Origin of the sequence: Streptomyces sp. McG3 (assembly GCF_018619185.1) — a bacterium.
In the GTDB taxonomy this organism is placed as follows: domain Bacteria; phylum Actinomycetota; class Actinomycetes; order Streptomycetales; family Streptomycetaceae; genus Streptomyces.
Genome location: NZ_JAAXYC010000200.1, coordinates 1 through 14,524, shown reverse-complemented (window position 1 = coordinate 14,524; position 14,524 = coordinate 1). Strand labels below are relative to the sequence as shown.

At 70.0% G+C, this 14,524-nt stretch carries 13 protein-coding genes, 1 rRNA gene and 1 riboswitch; of the genes, 2 read left to right on the top strand and 12 right to left on the bottom strand.

What is annotated here, in order from left to right:
- The first annotated feature begins 318 nt into the window (after positions 1-318).
- The gene (locus tag HET64_RS26535) at positions 319-525 is read left to right on the top strand and encodes a DUF5999 family protein (RefSeq protein ID WP_215109686.1); all 207 of its coding nucleotides are present in this window, start codon (positions 319-321) and stop codon (positions 523-525) included.
- A gap of 103 nt (positions 526-628) precedes the next feature.
- Here HET64_RS26535 and gcvP read toward each other — a convergent pair whose 3' ends face one another.
- The gene (gene gcvP, locus HET64_RS26530) at positions 629-3,514 is read right to left on the bottom strand and encodes an aminomethyl-transferring glycine dehydrogenase (protein ID WP_215109685.1); all 2,886 of its coding nucleotides are present in this window, start codon (positions 3,512-3,514) and stop codon (positions 629-631) included.
- A gap of 193 nt (positions 3,515-3,707) precedes the next feature.
- Positions 3,708-3,805: riboswitch (glycine riboswitch) on the bottom strand.
- 132 nt (positions 3,806-3,937) lie between these two features.
- On the opposite strand from gcvP, the gene HET64_RS26525 reads away from it, so the two are divergent.
- Entirely contained in the window at positions 3,938-4,309 is a 372-nt protein-coding gene (locus tag HET64_RS26525) for a PRC-barrel domain-containing protein (RefSeq protein WP_215109684.1), read from the top strand.
- Here the strand turns inward: HET64_RS26525 and HET64_RS26520 are convergent.
- The 11 genes from HET64_RS26520 to rrf form a co-directional block, all read right to left on the bottom strand.
- Positions 4,231-5,691 (bottom strand): DNA polymerase IV, encoded by a 1,461-nt coding sequence (locus HET64_RS26520; protein WP_215109683.1) that lies wholly within the window; start codon positions 5,689-5,691, stop codon positions 4,231-4,233. The two genes, HET64_RS26525 and HET64_RS26520, sit on opposite strands and share 79 nt — an antisense overlap.
- A gap of 113 nt (positions 5,692-5,804) precedes the next feature.
- The gene (locus HET64_RS26515; protein WP_003970464.1) at positions 5,805-6,431 is read right to left on the bottom strand and encodes a MerR family transcriptional regulator; all 627 of its coding nucleotides are present in this window, start codon (positions 6,429-6,431) and stop codon (positions 5,805-5,807) included.
- 168 nt (positions 6,432-6,599) lie between these two features.
- Complete coding sequence (locus tag HET64_RS26510) at positions 6,600-7,073, bottom strand: bifunctional nuclease family protein (RefSeq protein ID WP_003970463.1); 474 nt, start codon at positions 7,071-7,073, stop codon at positions 6,600-6,602.
- Positions 7,074-7,126: 53 nt separating this feature from the next.
- Positions 7,127-7,870 (bottom strand): MerR family transcriptional regulator, encoded by a 744-nt coding sequence (locus HET64_RS26505; protein WP_215109682.1) that lies wholly within the window; start codon positions 7,868-7,870, stop codon positions 7,127-7,129.
- A gap of 42 nt (positions 7,871-7,912) precedes the next feature.
- Positions 7,913-8,692, bottom strand: coding sequence for an FHA domain-containing protein (locus HET64_RS26500; RefSeq protein ID WP_215109681.1), 780 nt, complete (start codon positions 8,690-8,692; stop codon positions 7,913-7,915).
- 190 nt (positions 8,693-8,882) lie between these two features.
- Positions 8,883-9,692: a DUF881 domain-containing protein gene (locus tag HET64_RS26495; RefSeq protein ID WP_215109680.1), complete on the bottom strand. Its 810-nt coding sequence runs from the start codon at positions 9,690-9,692 to the stop codon at positions 8,883-8,885.
- A 5-nt stretch (positions 9,693-9,697) separates the two neighbouring features.
- A complete protein-coding gene (locus HET64_RS26490; protein ID WP_003970459.1) occupies positions 9,698-10,030 on the bottom strand; it encodes a small basic family protein in 333 nt (110 codons plus the stop codon).
- Positions 10,027-10,941 carry a DUF881 domain-containing protein gene (locus HET64_RS26485; RefSeq protein ID WP_215109679.1) on the bottom strand — a complete coding sequence of 305 codons (915 nt, stop codon included), beginning with the start codon at positions 10,939-10,941 and terminating at the stop codon, positions 10,027-10,029. Before HET64_RS26485 ends, HET64_RS26490 begins: the two co-directional genes overlap by 4 nt.
- Before the next feature lie 97 nt (positions 10,942-11,038).
- On the bottom strand, positions 11,039-13,534 hold the full coding sequence (locus HET64_RS26480) for a mannose-1-phosphate guanyltransferase (RefSeq protein WP_215109678.1): 2,496 nt from the start codon (positions 13,532-13,534) through the stop codon (positions 11,039-11,041).
- A gap of 112 nt (positions 13,535-13,646) precedes the next feature.
- Positions 13,647-14,255, bottom strand: a complete 609-nt coding sequence (locus HET64_RS26475; RefSeq protein ID WP_018957757.1) for a CDP-alcohol phosphatidyltransferase family protein — start codon at positions 14,253-14,255, stop codon at positions 13,647-13,649.
- A gap of 163 nt (positions 14,256-14,418) precedes the next feature.
- Positions 14,419-14,524: ribosomal RNA gene (gene rrf, locus HET64_RS26470) — 5S ribosomal RNA — on the bottom strand; the annotation flags it as partial.

The window sequence follows — 14,524 nt, the reverse complement described above, 5'->3', positions numbered from 1 at the left end:
CGGCACAGCGCCCCCGTAGCGACCCCGCCCTGCCCCGCCCGAACACCGGGCGGGGCAGGGGTCACTGCGGGGGCGCTGCGCTGCCCACTCGGACTAGCCCCATCCGGCCACCCCGAACCACCCAAAGGGACAGTGCAGTTGCGATGAACCGTCCGCGCGGGTGATGCGTCATGAGAGGAGTACGGGTGCTGCAGCGAAATCCCTGCGGAATCTTCCCCGTAGGGCAACACTGGGACCGGACCGACTGATACGGGGGCGGCCATGAACACCTCATCCAGCCGCAGGACACTCGACTCGACGCAGCGAAAGAACCCATCCATGTGCCAGCACCAGCCACCCTGCCCCACCGCCGATTCACCCGACCGGGAGGCCGCCCGCCTGACGGCCCACCACCCCGAACAGGGGTGGAGCCTCTTGTGCAACGGCGTCCTGCTCTTCGAGGACACCGGCGAACTACTGCCCGACGGGCAGATCATCGCTCCGCACCGGCCGCCGGCGACCGGCCGCGTGGTGAAGGCCGCCTGAGGACGGGCCGACGAACAGGGGCCGGCCCGGAGAGATCTCCGCACCGGCCCCGACGCATGTCCGGCGTGCACCGCTCACGGCTCACGCCTTTCCGCAGCCTGCCTCAGTCGTCGTACGCGTCCAGCGGCGGGCAGGAGCAGACCAGGTTCCGGTCGCCGAAGGCGCCGTCGATACGGCGCACCGGCGGCCAGTACTTGTCCGCGGCGGACACTCCGGCCGGGAAGACGGCCTCCTCGCGGCTGTAGCCGTGGTCCCAGTCGCCGCCGAGCGCGGCCGCGGTGTGCGGGGCGTTGCTCAGCGGGTTGTCGTCCTGGCTCCACTCCCCCGAGGCGACCTTCTCGATCTCGGCCCGGATCGCGATCATGGTGTCGCAGAACCGGTCGAGCTCCGCGAGGTTCTCGCTCTCCGTCGGCTCGATCATCAGCGTGCCGGCCACCGGGAACGACATGGTCGGCGAGTGGAAGCCGTAGTCGATCAGGCGCTTGGCCACGTCGTCGATGGAGACGCCGGTCGCCTTGGAGATCGGGCGCAGGTCCACGATGCACTCGTGCGCGACCAGACCGGCCGGGCCGTTGTACAGGATCGGGAAGTGCGGCTCCAGGCGCTTGGCGATGTAGTTCGCGGCCAGCACGGCGACCTGCGTGGCCCGCGTGAGCCCCTCGCCGCCCATCAGCCGGACGTACGCCCACGAGATCGGCAGAATGCCCGCCGAGCCCCACGGGGCGGCCGAGATCGGGCCCACCCCGGTCTCCGGGCCCGCAGCGGGCTGGAGGGGGTGGTTGGGGAGGTACGGAGCGAGGTGCGCGCGGACACCGACCGGGCCGACGCCGGGGCCGCCGCCGCCGTGCGGGATGCAGAAGGTCTTGTGCAGGTTCAGGTGGGAGACGTCGCCGCCGAACTTGCCGGGCTTGGCGAGCCCGACCAGCGCGTTGAGGTTGGCGCCGTCGACGTAGACCTGGCCGCCCGCGTCGTGCACCTCGCCGCAGATCTCGGCGACGTGCTCCTCGAACACCCCGTGCGTGGACGGGTAGGTGATCATGAGCACGGCCAGCTCGTCGCGGTGCTGCTCGATCTTGGCGCGCAGGTCCGCGATGTCGACCTCGCCGTCGTCGGCGGTCTTCACCACGACGACCTTCATGCCCGCCATGACGGCGCTGGCGGCGTTGGTGCCGTGCGCGGAGGACGGGATGAGGCAGACGGTGCGCTGGTCGTCGCCGTTGGCCCGGTGGTAGGCGCGGACGGCCAGCAGCCCCGCGAACTCGCCCTGGGAACCGGCGTTGGGCTGGATGGACACCGCGTCGTAGCCGGTGACCTCGGCGAGCCGCTCCTCCAGCTCACGGATGAGGGTGAGGAAGCCCTGCGCCTGCTCGGCCGGGGCGAAGGGGTGCAGCGCGCCGAACTCGGGCCAGGTGATGGACTCCATCTCGGCGGTCGCGTTCAGCTTCATGGTGCAGGAGCCGAGCGGGATCATGCCGCGGTCCAGCGCGTAGTCGCGGTCGGCGAGCTTGCGGAGGTAGCGCAGCATCGCGGTCTCGGAGCGGTGCTGGTGGAAGACCGGGTGGGTCAGGATGTCGTCGGAGCGCAGCAGCCCCTCGGGCAGCCCGTCGGCGACCGTCGCGTCCAGCGCCTCGATGTCGCCCTCGGCGCCGAAGGCGGCCCAGACGGCGGAGAGCTGCGCGCGGGTGGTGGTCTCGTCGCAGGCGATGGAGACCTGGTCGGCGTCGACGAGGCGGAGGTTGACGCCGCGCTCCCGGGCGTCCGCGACGACGGCAGCGGCCTTTCCGGGGACGCGCACGGTCAGGGTGTCGAAGAACGCGCCGTGCACGACGTCGACACCGGCACTCCGCAGGCCGTCGGCCAGGATCGCGGCGAGGCGGTGGGTGCGCCGGGCGATCGTCCGCAGCCCGTCGGGGCCGTGGTAGACCGCGTACATCCCGGCCATGACGGCGAGCAGGACCTGCGCGGTACAGATGTTGCTGGTGGCCTTCTCGCGGCGGATGTGCTGCTCGCGGGTCTGGAGGGCCAGACGGTAGGCCTTGTTGCCGTCGGCGTCGACGGAGACGCCGACGAGGCGGCCGGGCAGGGAGCGGGCGAACTTCTCGCGGACCGCCATGAAGCCGGCGTGCGGGCCGCCGAAGCCCATCGGGACGCCGAAGCGCTGGGTGGTGCCGACCGCGATGTCGGCGCCGAGCGCACCGGGCGAGGTGAGCAGCGTGAGGGCCAGCAGGTCGGCGGCGACGGTGACGATCGCGCCGAGCTCGTGGGCCTGCTCGATGACGGGCTCGATGGCGCGCACGGCACCGGAGGCGCCCGGGTACTGGAGCAGGACGCCGAAGACGCCGCGCTCGGCGATCTCGGCGGGGATGCCGTCGCTCAGGTCCGCGACGACGACCTCGACACCGGTGGGCTCGGCGCGGGTCTCGATGACCGCGACGGTCTGCGGCAGGGTGTCGGCGTCGACCAGGAAGACGCCCTTCTTGACCTTGCCGACGCGCCGGGCGAGGGCCATCGCCTCGGCGGCCGCGGTGCCCTCGTCGAGCAGCGAGGCGCCGGAGGTGGGCAGCCCGGTCAGCTCGGCGACCATCGTCTGGAAGTTGAGGAGGGCCTCCAGGCGGCCCTGGGAGATCTCCGGCTGGTACGGCGTGTAGGCCGTGTACCAGGCGGGGTTCTCCATGACGTTGCGCAGGATGACGGGCGGCGTGAAGGTGCCGTAGTAGCCGAGGCCGATCATCGGGGCCAGCACCTCGTTGCGGTCGGCCAGCGACCGCAGCTCGGCCAGCACCTCCGCCTCGGTGCGCGCCGAGGGAAGGTTCAGGGCCTCCGCGCTCTTGATCACGTCGGGCACCGCGGCGGCGGTGAGCTCGTCGAGGGAGCCGTAGCCGACCTGGGCGAGCATCTTCGCCTGGGCTCCGGCGTCGGGCCCTATGTGGCGCTGCTCGAACGGAATGCCCTGCTCCAGCTGGGAGAGCGGAGTGCGACGGGGGGTCATGGTGGAGGCCTCCTGGTCTGTCACGACCTGCGAGGGGCACCACGGCGCGGGTGCCCGAACGGCCTCCCCCTCTGTCATCTCAACCTGAGAGCTTCACCGGCCCGCCCGGGGGCGTGCCGACTTTCACCGTCGGTGAGGGTCGAGTCCGTCCGGGCCTGCGCCCGCACGAAATCGCCCTGCTTTCCAGAGTGACCTCGTCCGTGCGGTACAGGGGCCTGAGAGATTCCGGGGAGGAGTTGCTCCTTCGGCGCCTCCGGATTCTCCACCGGAGGACTCTCCCGCACGGGGTCAGCAGCCACGGCCAGCCTACCAGCGGCCACCGCGCCGGAGTTCTCGAGTGGCCGACGCCACGGATCTGCACTTGTGTGGTGCTGGTGGAGCGACAGCGTCCACCCTGAGCAGTTGCGACCAGTGGGAGGCACCGTGCAGACCGATATCGATCCGCGCCGCCTGATCGGCCGCAAGGCATTCGATCGCAAGGGCACCAAGATCGGAACGGTGGATGAGGTCTATCTCGACGACGCGACGGGCGTGCCCGAGTGGGCTGCCGTCCGCACCGGCCTGTTCAGCAGGGACGCCTTCGTCCCCCTGGAGCCCAGCGAATTCGTCGAGGACGCGCTGCGCGTCCCCTTCGACCGCGCGTTGATCAAGGGCGCGCCGGACTTCGGCGTCGGCCGGCACCTCTCGCCCGAGCAGGAACTGCAGCTCTACCGCCATTACGGACTGGACTCCCCGCCCCCGGAGGAGTCGGCGCCCGACCGGGACTTCGGCAGGCTGGCGGGCCAGGAGGAGTAGTCGGCCGCGTCACGGACGAGCGGCAGCGGGTCGGCGGGCCGCAGCAGCGGATCGTCGACGCGGAACGTCAGCACCCGGCCGGGTGCGCTCCACGGTTCCTCGAACCGGACGGTGACCCGGCCCACGCCGCTCCCCTGCACCCAGCCGTGCCCGTGCTGCTCGTGGTGCACGTCGTGCCCGGCGGGCCAGCGCCGCGCGGCGAGCAGCTCCGCGCTGTCCGGCTCGGGCTCCGCCGCCACGTCCTCCCCGTCGCCCTCCACCGGCGCCCGGTGCTCCTCCTCCCGGGCCCGCTGGGCGAGCTCCCGGGCGTCGGCGGCCTGGGCGAACAGATCCTCCTGGGTGTAGTCGGCAAGACCCGTCACCCCGACCCCCAGCAGCCGTACGCCCCCCGTGGTGTCGACGGACTCCAGCAGCCGCCCCGCCGCCTCACGGACCACTGTGGGGTCGTCCGTGGGGCCTCTGAGCGTCTCCGAGCGGGTCAGGGTGGAGAAGTCGTAGCGGCGCACCTTCAGCACCACCGTGCGCCCCGAGCGGTCGGCGGCGCGGAGCCGTTCCACGCACCGGACGGCCAGCCGCTCCACCTCGGACCGCACCCGCACCCGGTCGTGCAGGTCCACGTCGAAGGTGTCCTCCACCGATACGGACTTGGCGTCCCGCTCGGCGACCACCGGCCGGTCGTCGAGCCCCAGCGCCATCCGGTAGAGCCCGTGGCCGTGGGCCTTGCCGACCAGCCGTACGAGCTCCGCCTCGCCCGCCTCGGCCAGATCGTGGACGGTGGTCATGCCGGCGCGTCTGAGGTGGTCGCCGGTGGCCGGGCCGACCCCCGGCAGGATGCGCACGGACATGGGGGCGAGCAGCTCACGCTCGGTGCCGGGCTCGATGAGCAGCAACCCGTCGGGCTTGGCCTCCTCGGAGGCGATCTTGGCGAGCATCTTGGAACCGGCCAGCCCGACGGATCCGCTGAGGCCGGTCACCGCGTGGATGGCCGTCCGCAGCCCTTCACCCGTCGCACGGGCCGACGCCGCGTCGTCGGCCGTCCCCCCGGCCTCCAGATCCACGAAGGCCTCGTCCAGGCTGAGCGGCTCCACCAGGGGCGACAGCCGTCCCAGGAGCTCCATCACCTGGTCGCTCACCGTCCGGTACAGCGAGAAGCGGGGCACCAGGTAGGCGGCGTTCGGAGCGAGCCGCCGGGCCTGTGCGGTGGGCATCGCCGAGTGCACCCCCAGGCGCCGGGCCTCATAGGAGGCGGTGGCGACCACTCCGCGCGGTCCGAGGCCGCCCACCACGACCGCCTTGCCGCGCAGGCTCGGCTTGGCCGCCTGCTCCGCCGACGCGTAGAAGGCGTCCATGTCCAGGTGAAGGATGGTGGGCGCGGGTCTCACACCGTCGATGCTGCCCTACGGCACTGACAACGGGACGGTCCGGCGCCCCGTGGGGTACCGGACCGTCCCGTCGTCCTGTTCGCGCTGCCCGCCGTGAGGTGCTTCCGGGGTGCTCAGACGGCGCGGTTGCGGCGCCGCGCCAGCTCGTCGGCGGGGTTGTGGCCGACGAGCGTCTCGCCGGTGTCGACCCGCTCGCCGTGCAGCTGCGAGAGCGCCGCCTCCACGTCCCGCCAGACGACGCCGACGGCGATCCCGAAGACTCCCTGCCCGCCCTGGAGCAGGCTGACGACCTCGTCGGGCGAGGAGCACTCGTAGACCGTGGCCCCGTCGCTCATCAGCGTCATGCGCTCGAGATCCTGGAAACCGCGGGCCCGCAGATGCTGGACCGTGGTGCGGATGTTCTGCAGAGCGACTCCGGTGTCCAGGAACCGCTTGACGATCTTGAGGAGAACCACGTCCCGGAAACTGTAGAGACGCTGGGTCCCCGACCCGTAGGCCGGGCGCACACTGGGCTCGACCAGTCCCGTGCGGGCCCAGTAGTCCAACTGGCGGTAGGTGATCCCCGCCGCCGCGCACGCCGTCGGTCCGCGATAGCCGATGTCGCCGGCATCGCTCGCCGCTGCCACGCCGCCCGCTGCCACCGCTGCCGGCTGAACCGGCTGCCTGATGGCGTGGTCGGCTCCACTGCCGTGCTGCGGATACGGCCCACCCGCCGCCGTACCGTCGCCGCTGCTTCTCACGCCGACCTCCGTCCTTGACCTGCCCACTCGAAGGTAGGCAGTCACTCGGGGTGCGTCAACGATCGCCACACTCGGCACGCCGAGTGATAATCACCCTGAGGGTGGTTTCCCGTGTCTCGTTTCCGGGAAAGGCTTGTCGGATGCGCTGACGACACCCCTGCGGGACGGTCACTGGCTGTTCGTACCGAAGTCCTCCGGAGAGATCTGATCGAGGAATTCGCGGAACTTCTCCACCTCGTCCTCCTGCTCGTCGGGGATCGCGATGCCCGCGTCGTCCAGCACGCCGTCACTGCCGTAGATCGGCGTGCCGGTCCGCAGGGCGAGCGCTATGGCGTCGGAGGGCCGGGCGCTCACCTCGACTCCGCTGGCGAAGACGAGCTCCGCATAGAAGACCCCTTCGCGGAGGTCCGTGATGCGGACCTCGGTGAGCTCCTGGCCCAAGGCCTCGAGCACATCCTTGAACAGGTCATGGGTCAGCGGCCTGGCGGGAGCCATGCCCTGCTGGGCGAAGGCAATCGCGGTCGCCTCCCCAGGACCGATCCAAATGGGGAGGTACCGGTCGCCTCCCACTTCACGCAGGAGAACGATCGGTTGGTTGGAGGGCATTTCCACCCGGACACCGACAACGTCGAGCTCGTTCACACAGCAACCCTAGGACGTGCTCGCCATGTTTGGGTAGTCGGGCTCCGCCGAGCTCAGTGCAGACGGCTGCGCAGAGCGCTCTGCACGAGTGCCGCGTGCAGCCGTACGGACAGCTCGGCGAGCTCGTTCGCGGTGGCCTCGGCATGGGCTCTGGTCTGCGGATTACGGTGCCGGCGCAAGGGCGCGACCAGCTGCTCCACCAGCCCCGCCTCCCGGTCGGCGGAGGCCCGCATGGCCCGAAGATGACGCGGTTCCAGGCCGAAACGCCCCAGGTCCGCCACCAGCTTGGCGACCGTCACCATCTCGGCGTCATAGCCGCCCTCGGGGGCGGGGACGATCAGTCCGTAGGACTCCCACTCGGCCAGCCGGTCGTCGTCGACCTCGGCCGCCGCGAGCAGCTCGGCCCGTCCGATCCGGGCGGCGGTCGCCGTCCCGGGACCGGACTCCCACACTCCGTCGGCCAGGTCCCGCCGCTCGCCGGGCGAGGGCAGCACGGGCTGCTCTCCCCGGGCCAGGGCGTCCAGGTGCTCCCGGATGACCTTCAGCGGCAGGTAGTGGTCCCGCTGCATGCGGAGCACCTGGGCCAGGCGCTCCACATCACGCGGGGCGAACTTCCGGTATCCGGAGGGAGTGCGCTGCGGCTCGATGAGCCCCTCGGCCTCCAGGAACCGGATCTTGGAGATGGTGACTTCGGGAAACTCGTCGCGCAGCTGGATGAGCACCGTACCGATGCTCATCGGGCGCGCTTCCGCGGTGGCGGTGCCGTGTCCGGCACCGCCTGTCGGTGTTCGCAGCATGGGCCTTCCTCGGGGTCCCCCCGGACGGAGTCCGGGGGCTGGTCACACGCCCCGCGGGCTCGCATAGAAGACCAGGCGGTACTTTCCGATCTGGACTTCGTCGCCGTTGGACAGCTGGACCGAATCGATGCGCTCACGGTTGACGTAGGTGCCGTTGAGGCTGCCGACATCACCCACGGTGAAGCTACCGTCCGGGCTCCTGCGGAACTCCACATGACGCCGCGACACGGTCACGTCATCGAGAAAGATGTCGCTCTGCGGGTGACGGCCGGCCGTGGTCAGGTCGCTGTCGAGCAGGAAGCGGCTCCCGGAGTTCGGGCCCCTCCGCACGACCAGCAGCGCCGAGCCTCCGGGCAGCGCGTCGACCGCGGCCTGGGCCTCCGGGGAGAGCGAGGGCAGAGCGGTCTGACCCGTCGCCTCCGCCTCGTACGCCTCAAGACCGGAGATGGAGATGGTGGACGTCGTCTCCGAGGGACGCTCGGGAACGCCGCCCCGCAGCGGCGCACCGCAGTTCGAGCAGAACCTGCTGGCCGCCGCGTTGCGGTGACCGCACCTCGTACAGACCGGCATCGACGAGCCCTCCGGGGTGAACCCTCCACCCGTACTCGAGGCTGATGGTTCGCCGAAACCTATGCGTCCGGCACCGGCAGGGTCAACAGACGACACGCCGTCACCCCCGGGGGCGCCGGACACCTCGTCGCGGAAGAGCGGACGCTCCGCCTCCTGCTCCTCGCCCTGACCGTGGCGCGGCGCGCGGTGGCGGGCAGCACTGTTGCTGTCCTCGCGTGCACTCTTCCCGAACAACTTCGCAAACAACTTCACGGGCGATTCCCCTTGACCGACATAGACCCGCCCGTGGGGCAGGACGAACCCTGATTGAACACACCTGCCGACCCGGACATCTTCACAACGTCCGTATCCACCCGACAGTTTCCACCACGCACCACCAATCCGGTGCGCCGACCCCCCGCAACCGTCCGACCCGCTCCACCGGCCCTCACGTGTCCCCGGCTCACGGGGATGACGACCGAGCGTAGTCAGGCCGCTGCGCCGGTCGCAAGGCGTCGACGACGATGTCGTCGGACCGCTCCACGAGCACCGTGGCCTGCTCCTTCTCCAGCGTCTGGACCACACCGCCGGGAATGTTGAGGGCGGGCTCCAGATCCTGCGGTTTGCCGATCACCGTGAACTCGTACGGCGCCTCGATCTTCTCCCCGTCGACCTGGACGTTCCCGGCGTCGCCGGAGAAGTAGGTGTTGGCCACCACCCGCACCCCGTTGACCTGGATGGCCTCGGCCCCCGCCGCCCGCAGTTCCTGAATGGCGTCGAGGAGCATGTCGGGCGCGACCGCCCCCGAGGGGTCGGTGATCGTCAGCGTGATGCCGGGGCCCTGCGCCGCCACGGTGCCCGCGAGGATACCGAGCTGGCGTTCCTTCTCCAGCGTCTGCTTCCGGGCCTCCTCGGCCTGGTCGGAGCTGTTCTCCAGCTCGGTGCGCTGATCGTCCAGACGCTGCTTCTCGTCCTCCAGACGCTGGGTCCGGTCGTCGACCTCGTCGAGGATACGGACCAGGTCCTCCTGCCGGGCTCCGCGCAGCGCACTGTCGTCGCTCGTGGACCGCACCTGGATGGCAAGGCCCAGACCGAGCCCGAACAGCAGCACGGCGACGATCAGTTGGGCCCGGCTCAGCCGCGGCGGCCACAGGCCCGCCTTGAGCCTCTGCCGGCCGGACACCTCTGTGGCGGGCGGCGGCGCGGGAGCGTCGGGGACGGCGGACGCGCCGCCCTCGGGCTGTTCGCTGCGGGGATTCTCGTCGTTGTTCATCGGCCTCAAGCCCGGAAGACGTGCCGGCGGATGGCGGCGGCGTTGGAGAAGATCCGGATGCCCAGCACGACCACCACACCGGTGGAGAGTTGGGCGCCGACACCCAGTTTGTCGCCGAGGAAGACGATCAGCGCGGCCACCACGACGTTGGAGAGGAAGGAGACCACGAAGACCTTGTCGACGAAGATGCCGTCGAGCATGGCCCGCAGACCGCCGAAGACGGCGTCGAGCGCGGCGACCACCGCGATCGGCAGATAGGGCTCGACCACCGCCGGTACCTCGGGCCGGACCAACAGTCCGACCACGACTCCCACGACGAGGCCCAGTACGGCGATCACGATGTGCCCTTCCCTGTGTCTGCCGCACCACTGCCGGCGGCCTTCGGCTCTGCTGTACGGACGATCAGGCTCGGCGCGGCCGGAAGCCGCACCTTCGCCTGATCGGAGATGCTGGTGCGGATGTCGAAGCTCTCCTTGAGCGCCTGAAGGTACTGGCCGTCGGCGCTGTCCTGGAAGGCGGTAGCGAGCTTCTTGCCGTCCCCCACCGCGAGCACGGTGTACGGCGGTACGAGCGGTCTGTTGTCGACCAGTATGGCGTCACCGGCGGCACGGATGGCCGACAGCGCCGTCAGCCTTTGCCCATTGATGGCGATCGCCTCGGCACCGGATTCCCACAGGCCGTTGACGACCCGCTGCATGTCCCGGTCGCGTACCCGCCCGGTGTCGGCGAAGCCCGTGGACTCGCGCGGCCCGCCGCCGCCCTGGTCGGTGTCCTTCGCGTCGTCGACGACGAGTTTCACGCCGGGGCCCTCGACCGGCGTCGCTCCGGCCAGCAGCGCCACCAGCTGCCCCTGGTCCCCGCCGTGCCGCTCAAGTGCCTTGCGCTGACGTTCGCTCACATCGCGGCGGAGCGAGTCGACGTCGGACTCCAACGTGTCCGCGGCCTCTGTCTCCGCGTCGATGCGGTCGATCAGTTCCTCGCGCTCCTTGGCGACGACCGGCGCGGAGATCCGCGCCTCGGCGGCGCCGAGGGTGACCACCAGGGCCGCCACCACCAGTCCGGCGGCCAGGCCGAGCTTCGACTTGAGCGTACGGGGCAGCCCAGCGCTCCCGTCGGCCCTGCGTCGCGCGGAGGCCTCCGCGTACCCGTCGTCGAGGCTGTGGTCCATCACGTTGTTGAGCAGCGACATGGAGGCGTCGGGGCGTGCGGGCGGCGGGGCGGTGCTCCGATCGGGGGACTGCTGCGACATGCCGCACATCGTCGCACGTCATCACGGCTGCCGCCGAATGGCCCCACCGGTGCGCCGCGACCCCCTGCCCGGGGCGTCGCGGCGCACCGTCCTCGCGTCAGTCCCCGGCGCTGTCCACCACCGCGGCCCACTCGTCGAGCAGCGCCTGCGCGGATGCGTCGTCCGGGCCTTCCGCCCACAGATGGGTGACGGCCTCCGCCCGGTCGGGCAGGACCATGATCCACCGCCCGTCCGCCTCGACCACACGGACCCCGTCCGTGGTGTCCACGCTGCGGTCACCGGCCGCTTCGACGACCCGGCGCATGACGAGCCCCTTGACGGCCCACGGGGTCGCCAGGTCGCGGCGCAGGACATGCGCCCGGGGAATCCGGGCGTCGATCTGGCTCAGCGTGAGCTGGGTGCGCGCGACGAGCCCGATGAGCCGGACGAAGGCGGCGCTCCCGTCGAATACGCTGCTGAATTCGGGAACGATGAACCCGCCGCGCCCGTCTCCTCCGAAGATGGTGTCCTCTTCACGGCCCACCCGGGTCAGATCGTCGGGCGAGGTGGTCGTCCACTCCACCTGGGTGCCGTGGTAGGCCGCCACCTGCTCGGCGACGCGCGTGGTCGTCACGGGCAGGGCGACACGACCGCTGCGCCGCTCGGCGGCGACGAGATCCAGGAGGACCAGCAGGGCCCTGTCGTCCTCGATGATCCGGCCCAGTTCGTCGACGAGGGAGAGCCGCTCGCCCACCGGGTCGAAGCGCACCCCGAAGGCCGCCCGTGCGGAGGACACGATCTCCCCGAGCCGCACGAGACCGGCCCGCCGGGTCTCGGCGGACTCGGTGGGCCGCGCCTCGTCGAGTCCGGGGTTGATCGTCAGCGCGTCCACCCCGAGCCGCCCGAGCAGGCTGGGCAGGACGAGCCCGGCGCTGCCGTTGGAGGCGTCGACGACGACCTTGAGTCCGGAGTCCGCGATGCCGTCGACGTCGACGTTGCGCAGCAGGGACCCGGTGTACGAGTCGAACACGCTGGACGGGAAGTGCAGGTCCCCGATCTCGCCGGGGAAGGCCCTGCGGTACTCCTGGCGCGCGTAGACCCGGTCGAGCTTGCGCTGCTGCGCCTGCGAGAGGTCCGCGCCCCGCTCATCGATGAACATGATGTCCACCGAGTCGGGCACCCCGGGCGACGTACGGATCATGATGCCGCCGGCGCTGCCCCGGGCGGTCTGCTGGCGCGCCACGGGCAGCGGGACGTTCTCCAGGTCCCGGACGTCGATGGCGCTGGCCTGGAGGGCCGAGATGACGGCCCGCTTGAGGGCGCGGGCTCCTCGGGAGTGGTCACGTGCGGTCGTGACCGTCGAACCCTTCTTGAGGGTCGTGGCATAGGCGCCGGCCAGCCGTACGGCCAGTTCGGGGGTGATCTCGACGTTCAGGATCCCGGAGACGCCGCGCGCCCCGAAGAGGTGCGCCTGTCCTCGGGACTCCCAGATCACCGAGGTGTTGACGAACGCGCCGGCCTCGATCGTCTTGAACGGGTACACCCGGACGTTGCCCTGGATGATCGACTCCTCGCCGACCAGGCATTCGTCCCCGATGACGGCGCCGTCCTCGATGCGGGCCGCGCGCATGATGTCGGTGTTCTTGCCGACCACGCAGCCCCGGAGATTGCTGTGCTGCCCGATGTAGACGTTGTCGTGCACCACGGCCCGGTGGAGGAAGGCGCCCGTCTTGACGACGACGTTCGACCCCACGACCGTGTGTTCGCGGATCTCGACGTCCGCCTCGACCTTGGCGTAGTCGCCGATGTACAGCGGTCCGCGCAGCACGGCGTCGGGGTGGACCTCAGCGCCTTCGGCGACCCACACGCCGGGCGAGATCTCGAAGCCGTCGAGCTCCACGTCGACCTTGCGCTCCAGGACGTCCGCCTGGGCCTTCACATAGCTTTCGTGGGTGCCTACGTCTTCCCAGTAGCCCTCGGCGATATAGCCGTAGATGGGCTTGCCCTCCTTCATGAGCTGAGGGAAGACGTCACCGGACCAGTCGACCGAGGTGTCGGCCTGGACGTAGTCGAATACTTCGGGCTCCATGACGTAGATGCCCGTGTTCACGGTGTCCGAGAAGACCTGCCCCCAGGTCGGCTTCTCCAGGAACCGTTCGACCTGACCGTCCTCGTCCACGATGGTGATCCCGAATTCCAGGGGATTGGGAACCCTGGTCAGGCAGACCGTGACGAGCCCGCCCTTTTCCTTGTGGAACGCGATGAGGTCGGTGAGGTCGAAGTCGGTGAGCGCGTCACCGGAAATGACGAGGAACGTATCGTCCTTCAACGCCTCTTCGGCGTTCTTCACGCTGCCCGCGGTGCCGAGTGGCTTCTCCTCGTTGGCATAGGTGAGCTCCATCCCGAGCTCTTCTCCGTCCCCGAAATAGTTCTTGACGAGGGAGGCGAGGAACTGGACGGTCACTACGGTTTCGCTGAGCCCATGCCGCTTGAGCAGCCGCAGGACGTGCTCCATGATCGGCCTGTTGGCCACGGGCAGGAGCGGCTTGGGCATGCTCGAGGTCATGGGGCGAAGGCGTGTGCCTTCGCCGCCAGCCATCACGACGGCCTTCATGTCGGAAACGTCCTCCTAGAAGAGACGACGGTCAGCCGAGTTCGCCCGTCGGGGCATCATTCACACCATGTGCCGCGGGCCGGCCACACTGCGCGGCACCGCATCAACGAGCTCAATCGGCTACTGCGTCCGCCTTCACGATCCGGCGGACCTGAACCACATAGAGGATTCCTGCCCACCAGTAGAGGGTTGTACCCCATCCTGCGAACGCCCATCCGAAAACGGCGGCCAGTGTGGCCAGCCAACCACTCCCGTCGCTGAGCAGCAACAAGGGGAACGCGTACATCAGGTTGAAGGTTGCAGCTTTTCCGAGGAAGTTGACCTGCGGAGGCGGATACCCGTGGCGTCGCAGGATGGCCACCATCACCAGGAGCATCAGTTCCCGGGCGAGAAGCGCCGCGGTGACCCAGAGGGGCAGGATCTCACGCCAGGTGAGGCCCACAAGGGTGGAAAGGATGTAGAGGCGGTCAGCAGCCGGGTCCAGGAGCCGGCCGAGGCTGCTGATCTGGTTCCACTTGCGGGCCAGCTTCCCGTCGAGGTAGTCGCTGATGCCGCTGAGCATCAGGACGAGCAGCGCCCAGTTGTCGCTGTTGGGCCCTCCGAACACGGGGCGAAGAATCAGCCACAGGAAGAGCGGTACCCCGACAAGGCGAGCCATGCTGAGGATGTTGGGGATGGTGAGGACCCGGTCCGTCTGGACCCGAGTCTCCTGGACCTCCACCCGGGGGCCTCCTGTGAAGAACGTGCCAATGATGCCCCCTGACCCTACCCTCAGCTTCCCCCGCTCGGTGCACGGGGGTGGGAGGGCCGAAGACGGTACGCCAAAGGTCCTGGAACGCAGAAAAGCCCCGTGCCACAAGGCACGGGGCTTTCCCGGAAAAATTGTTCGGCGGCGTCCTACTCTCCCACAGGGTCCCCCCTGCAGTACCATCGGCGCTGAAAGGCTTAGCTTCCGGGTTCGGAATGTAACCGGGCGTTTCCCTAACGCAA

What these genes read in the sequence shown, in the direction of transcription:
- gcvP (WP_215109685.1), bottom strand. Translation starts at nt 3,514, where the DNA reads ATGACCCCCCGTCGCACTCCGCTCTCCCAGCTGGAGCAGGGCATTCCG.
- HET64_RS26485 (WP_215109679.1), bottom strand. Translation starts at nt 10,941, where the DNA reads ATGTCGCAGCAGTCCCCCGATCGGAGCACCGCCCCGCCGCCCGCACGC.
- HET64_RS26495 (WP_215109680.1), bottom strand. Translation starts at nt 9,692, where the DNA reads ATGAACAACGACGAGAATCCCCGCAGCGAACAGCCCGAGGGCGGCGCG.
- HET64_RS26535 (WP_215109686.1), top strand. Translation starts at nt 319, where the DNA reads ATGTGCCAGCACCAGCCACCCTGCCCCACCGCCGATTCACCCGACCGG.
- HET64_RS26480 (WP_215109678.1), bottom strand. Translation starts at nt 13,534, where the DNA reads ATGAAGGCCGTCGTGATGGCTGGCGGCGAAGGCACACGCCTTCGCCCC.
- HET64_RS26505 (WP_215109682.1), bottom strand. Translation starts at nt 7,870, where the DNA reads ATGCTGCGAACACCGACAGGCGGTGCCGGACACGGCACCGCCACCGCG.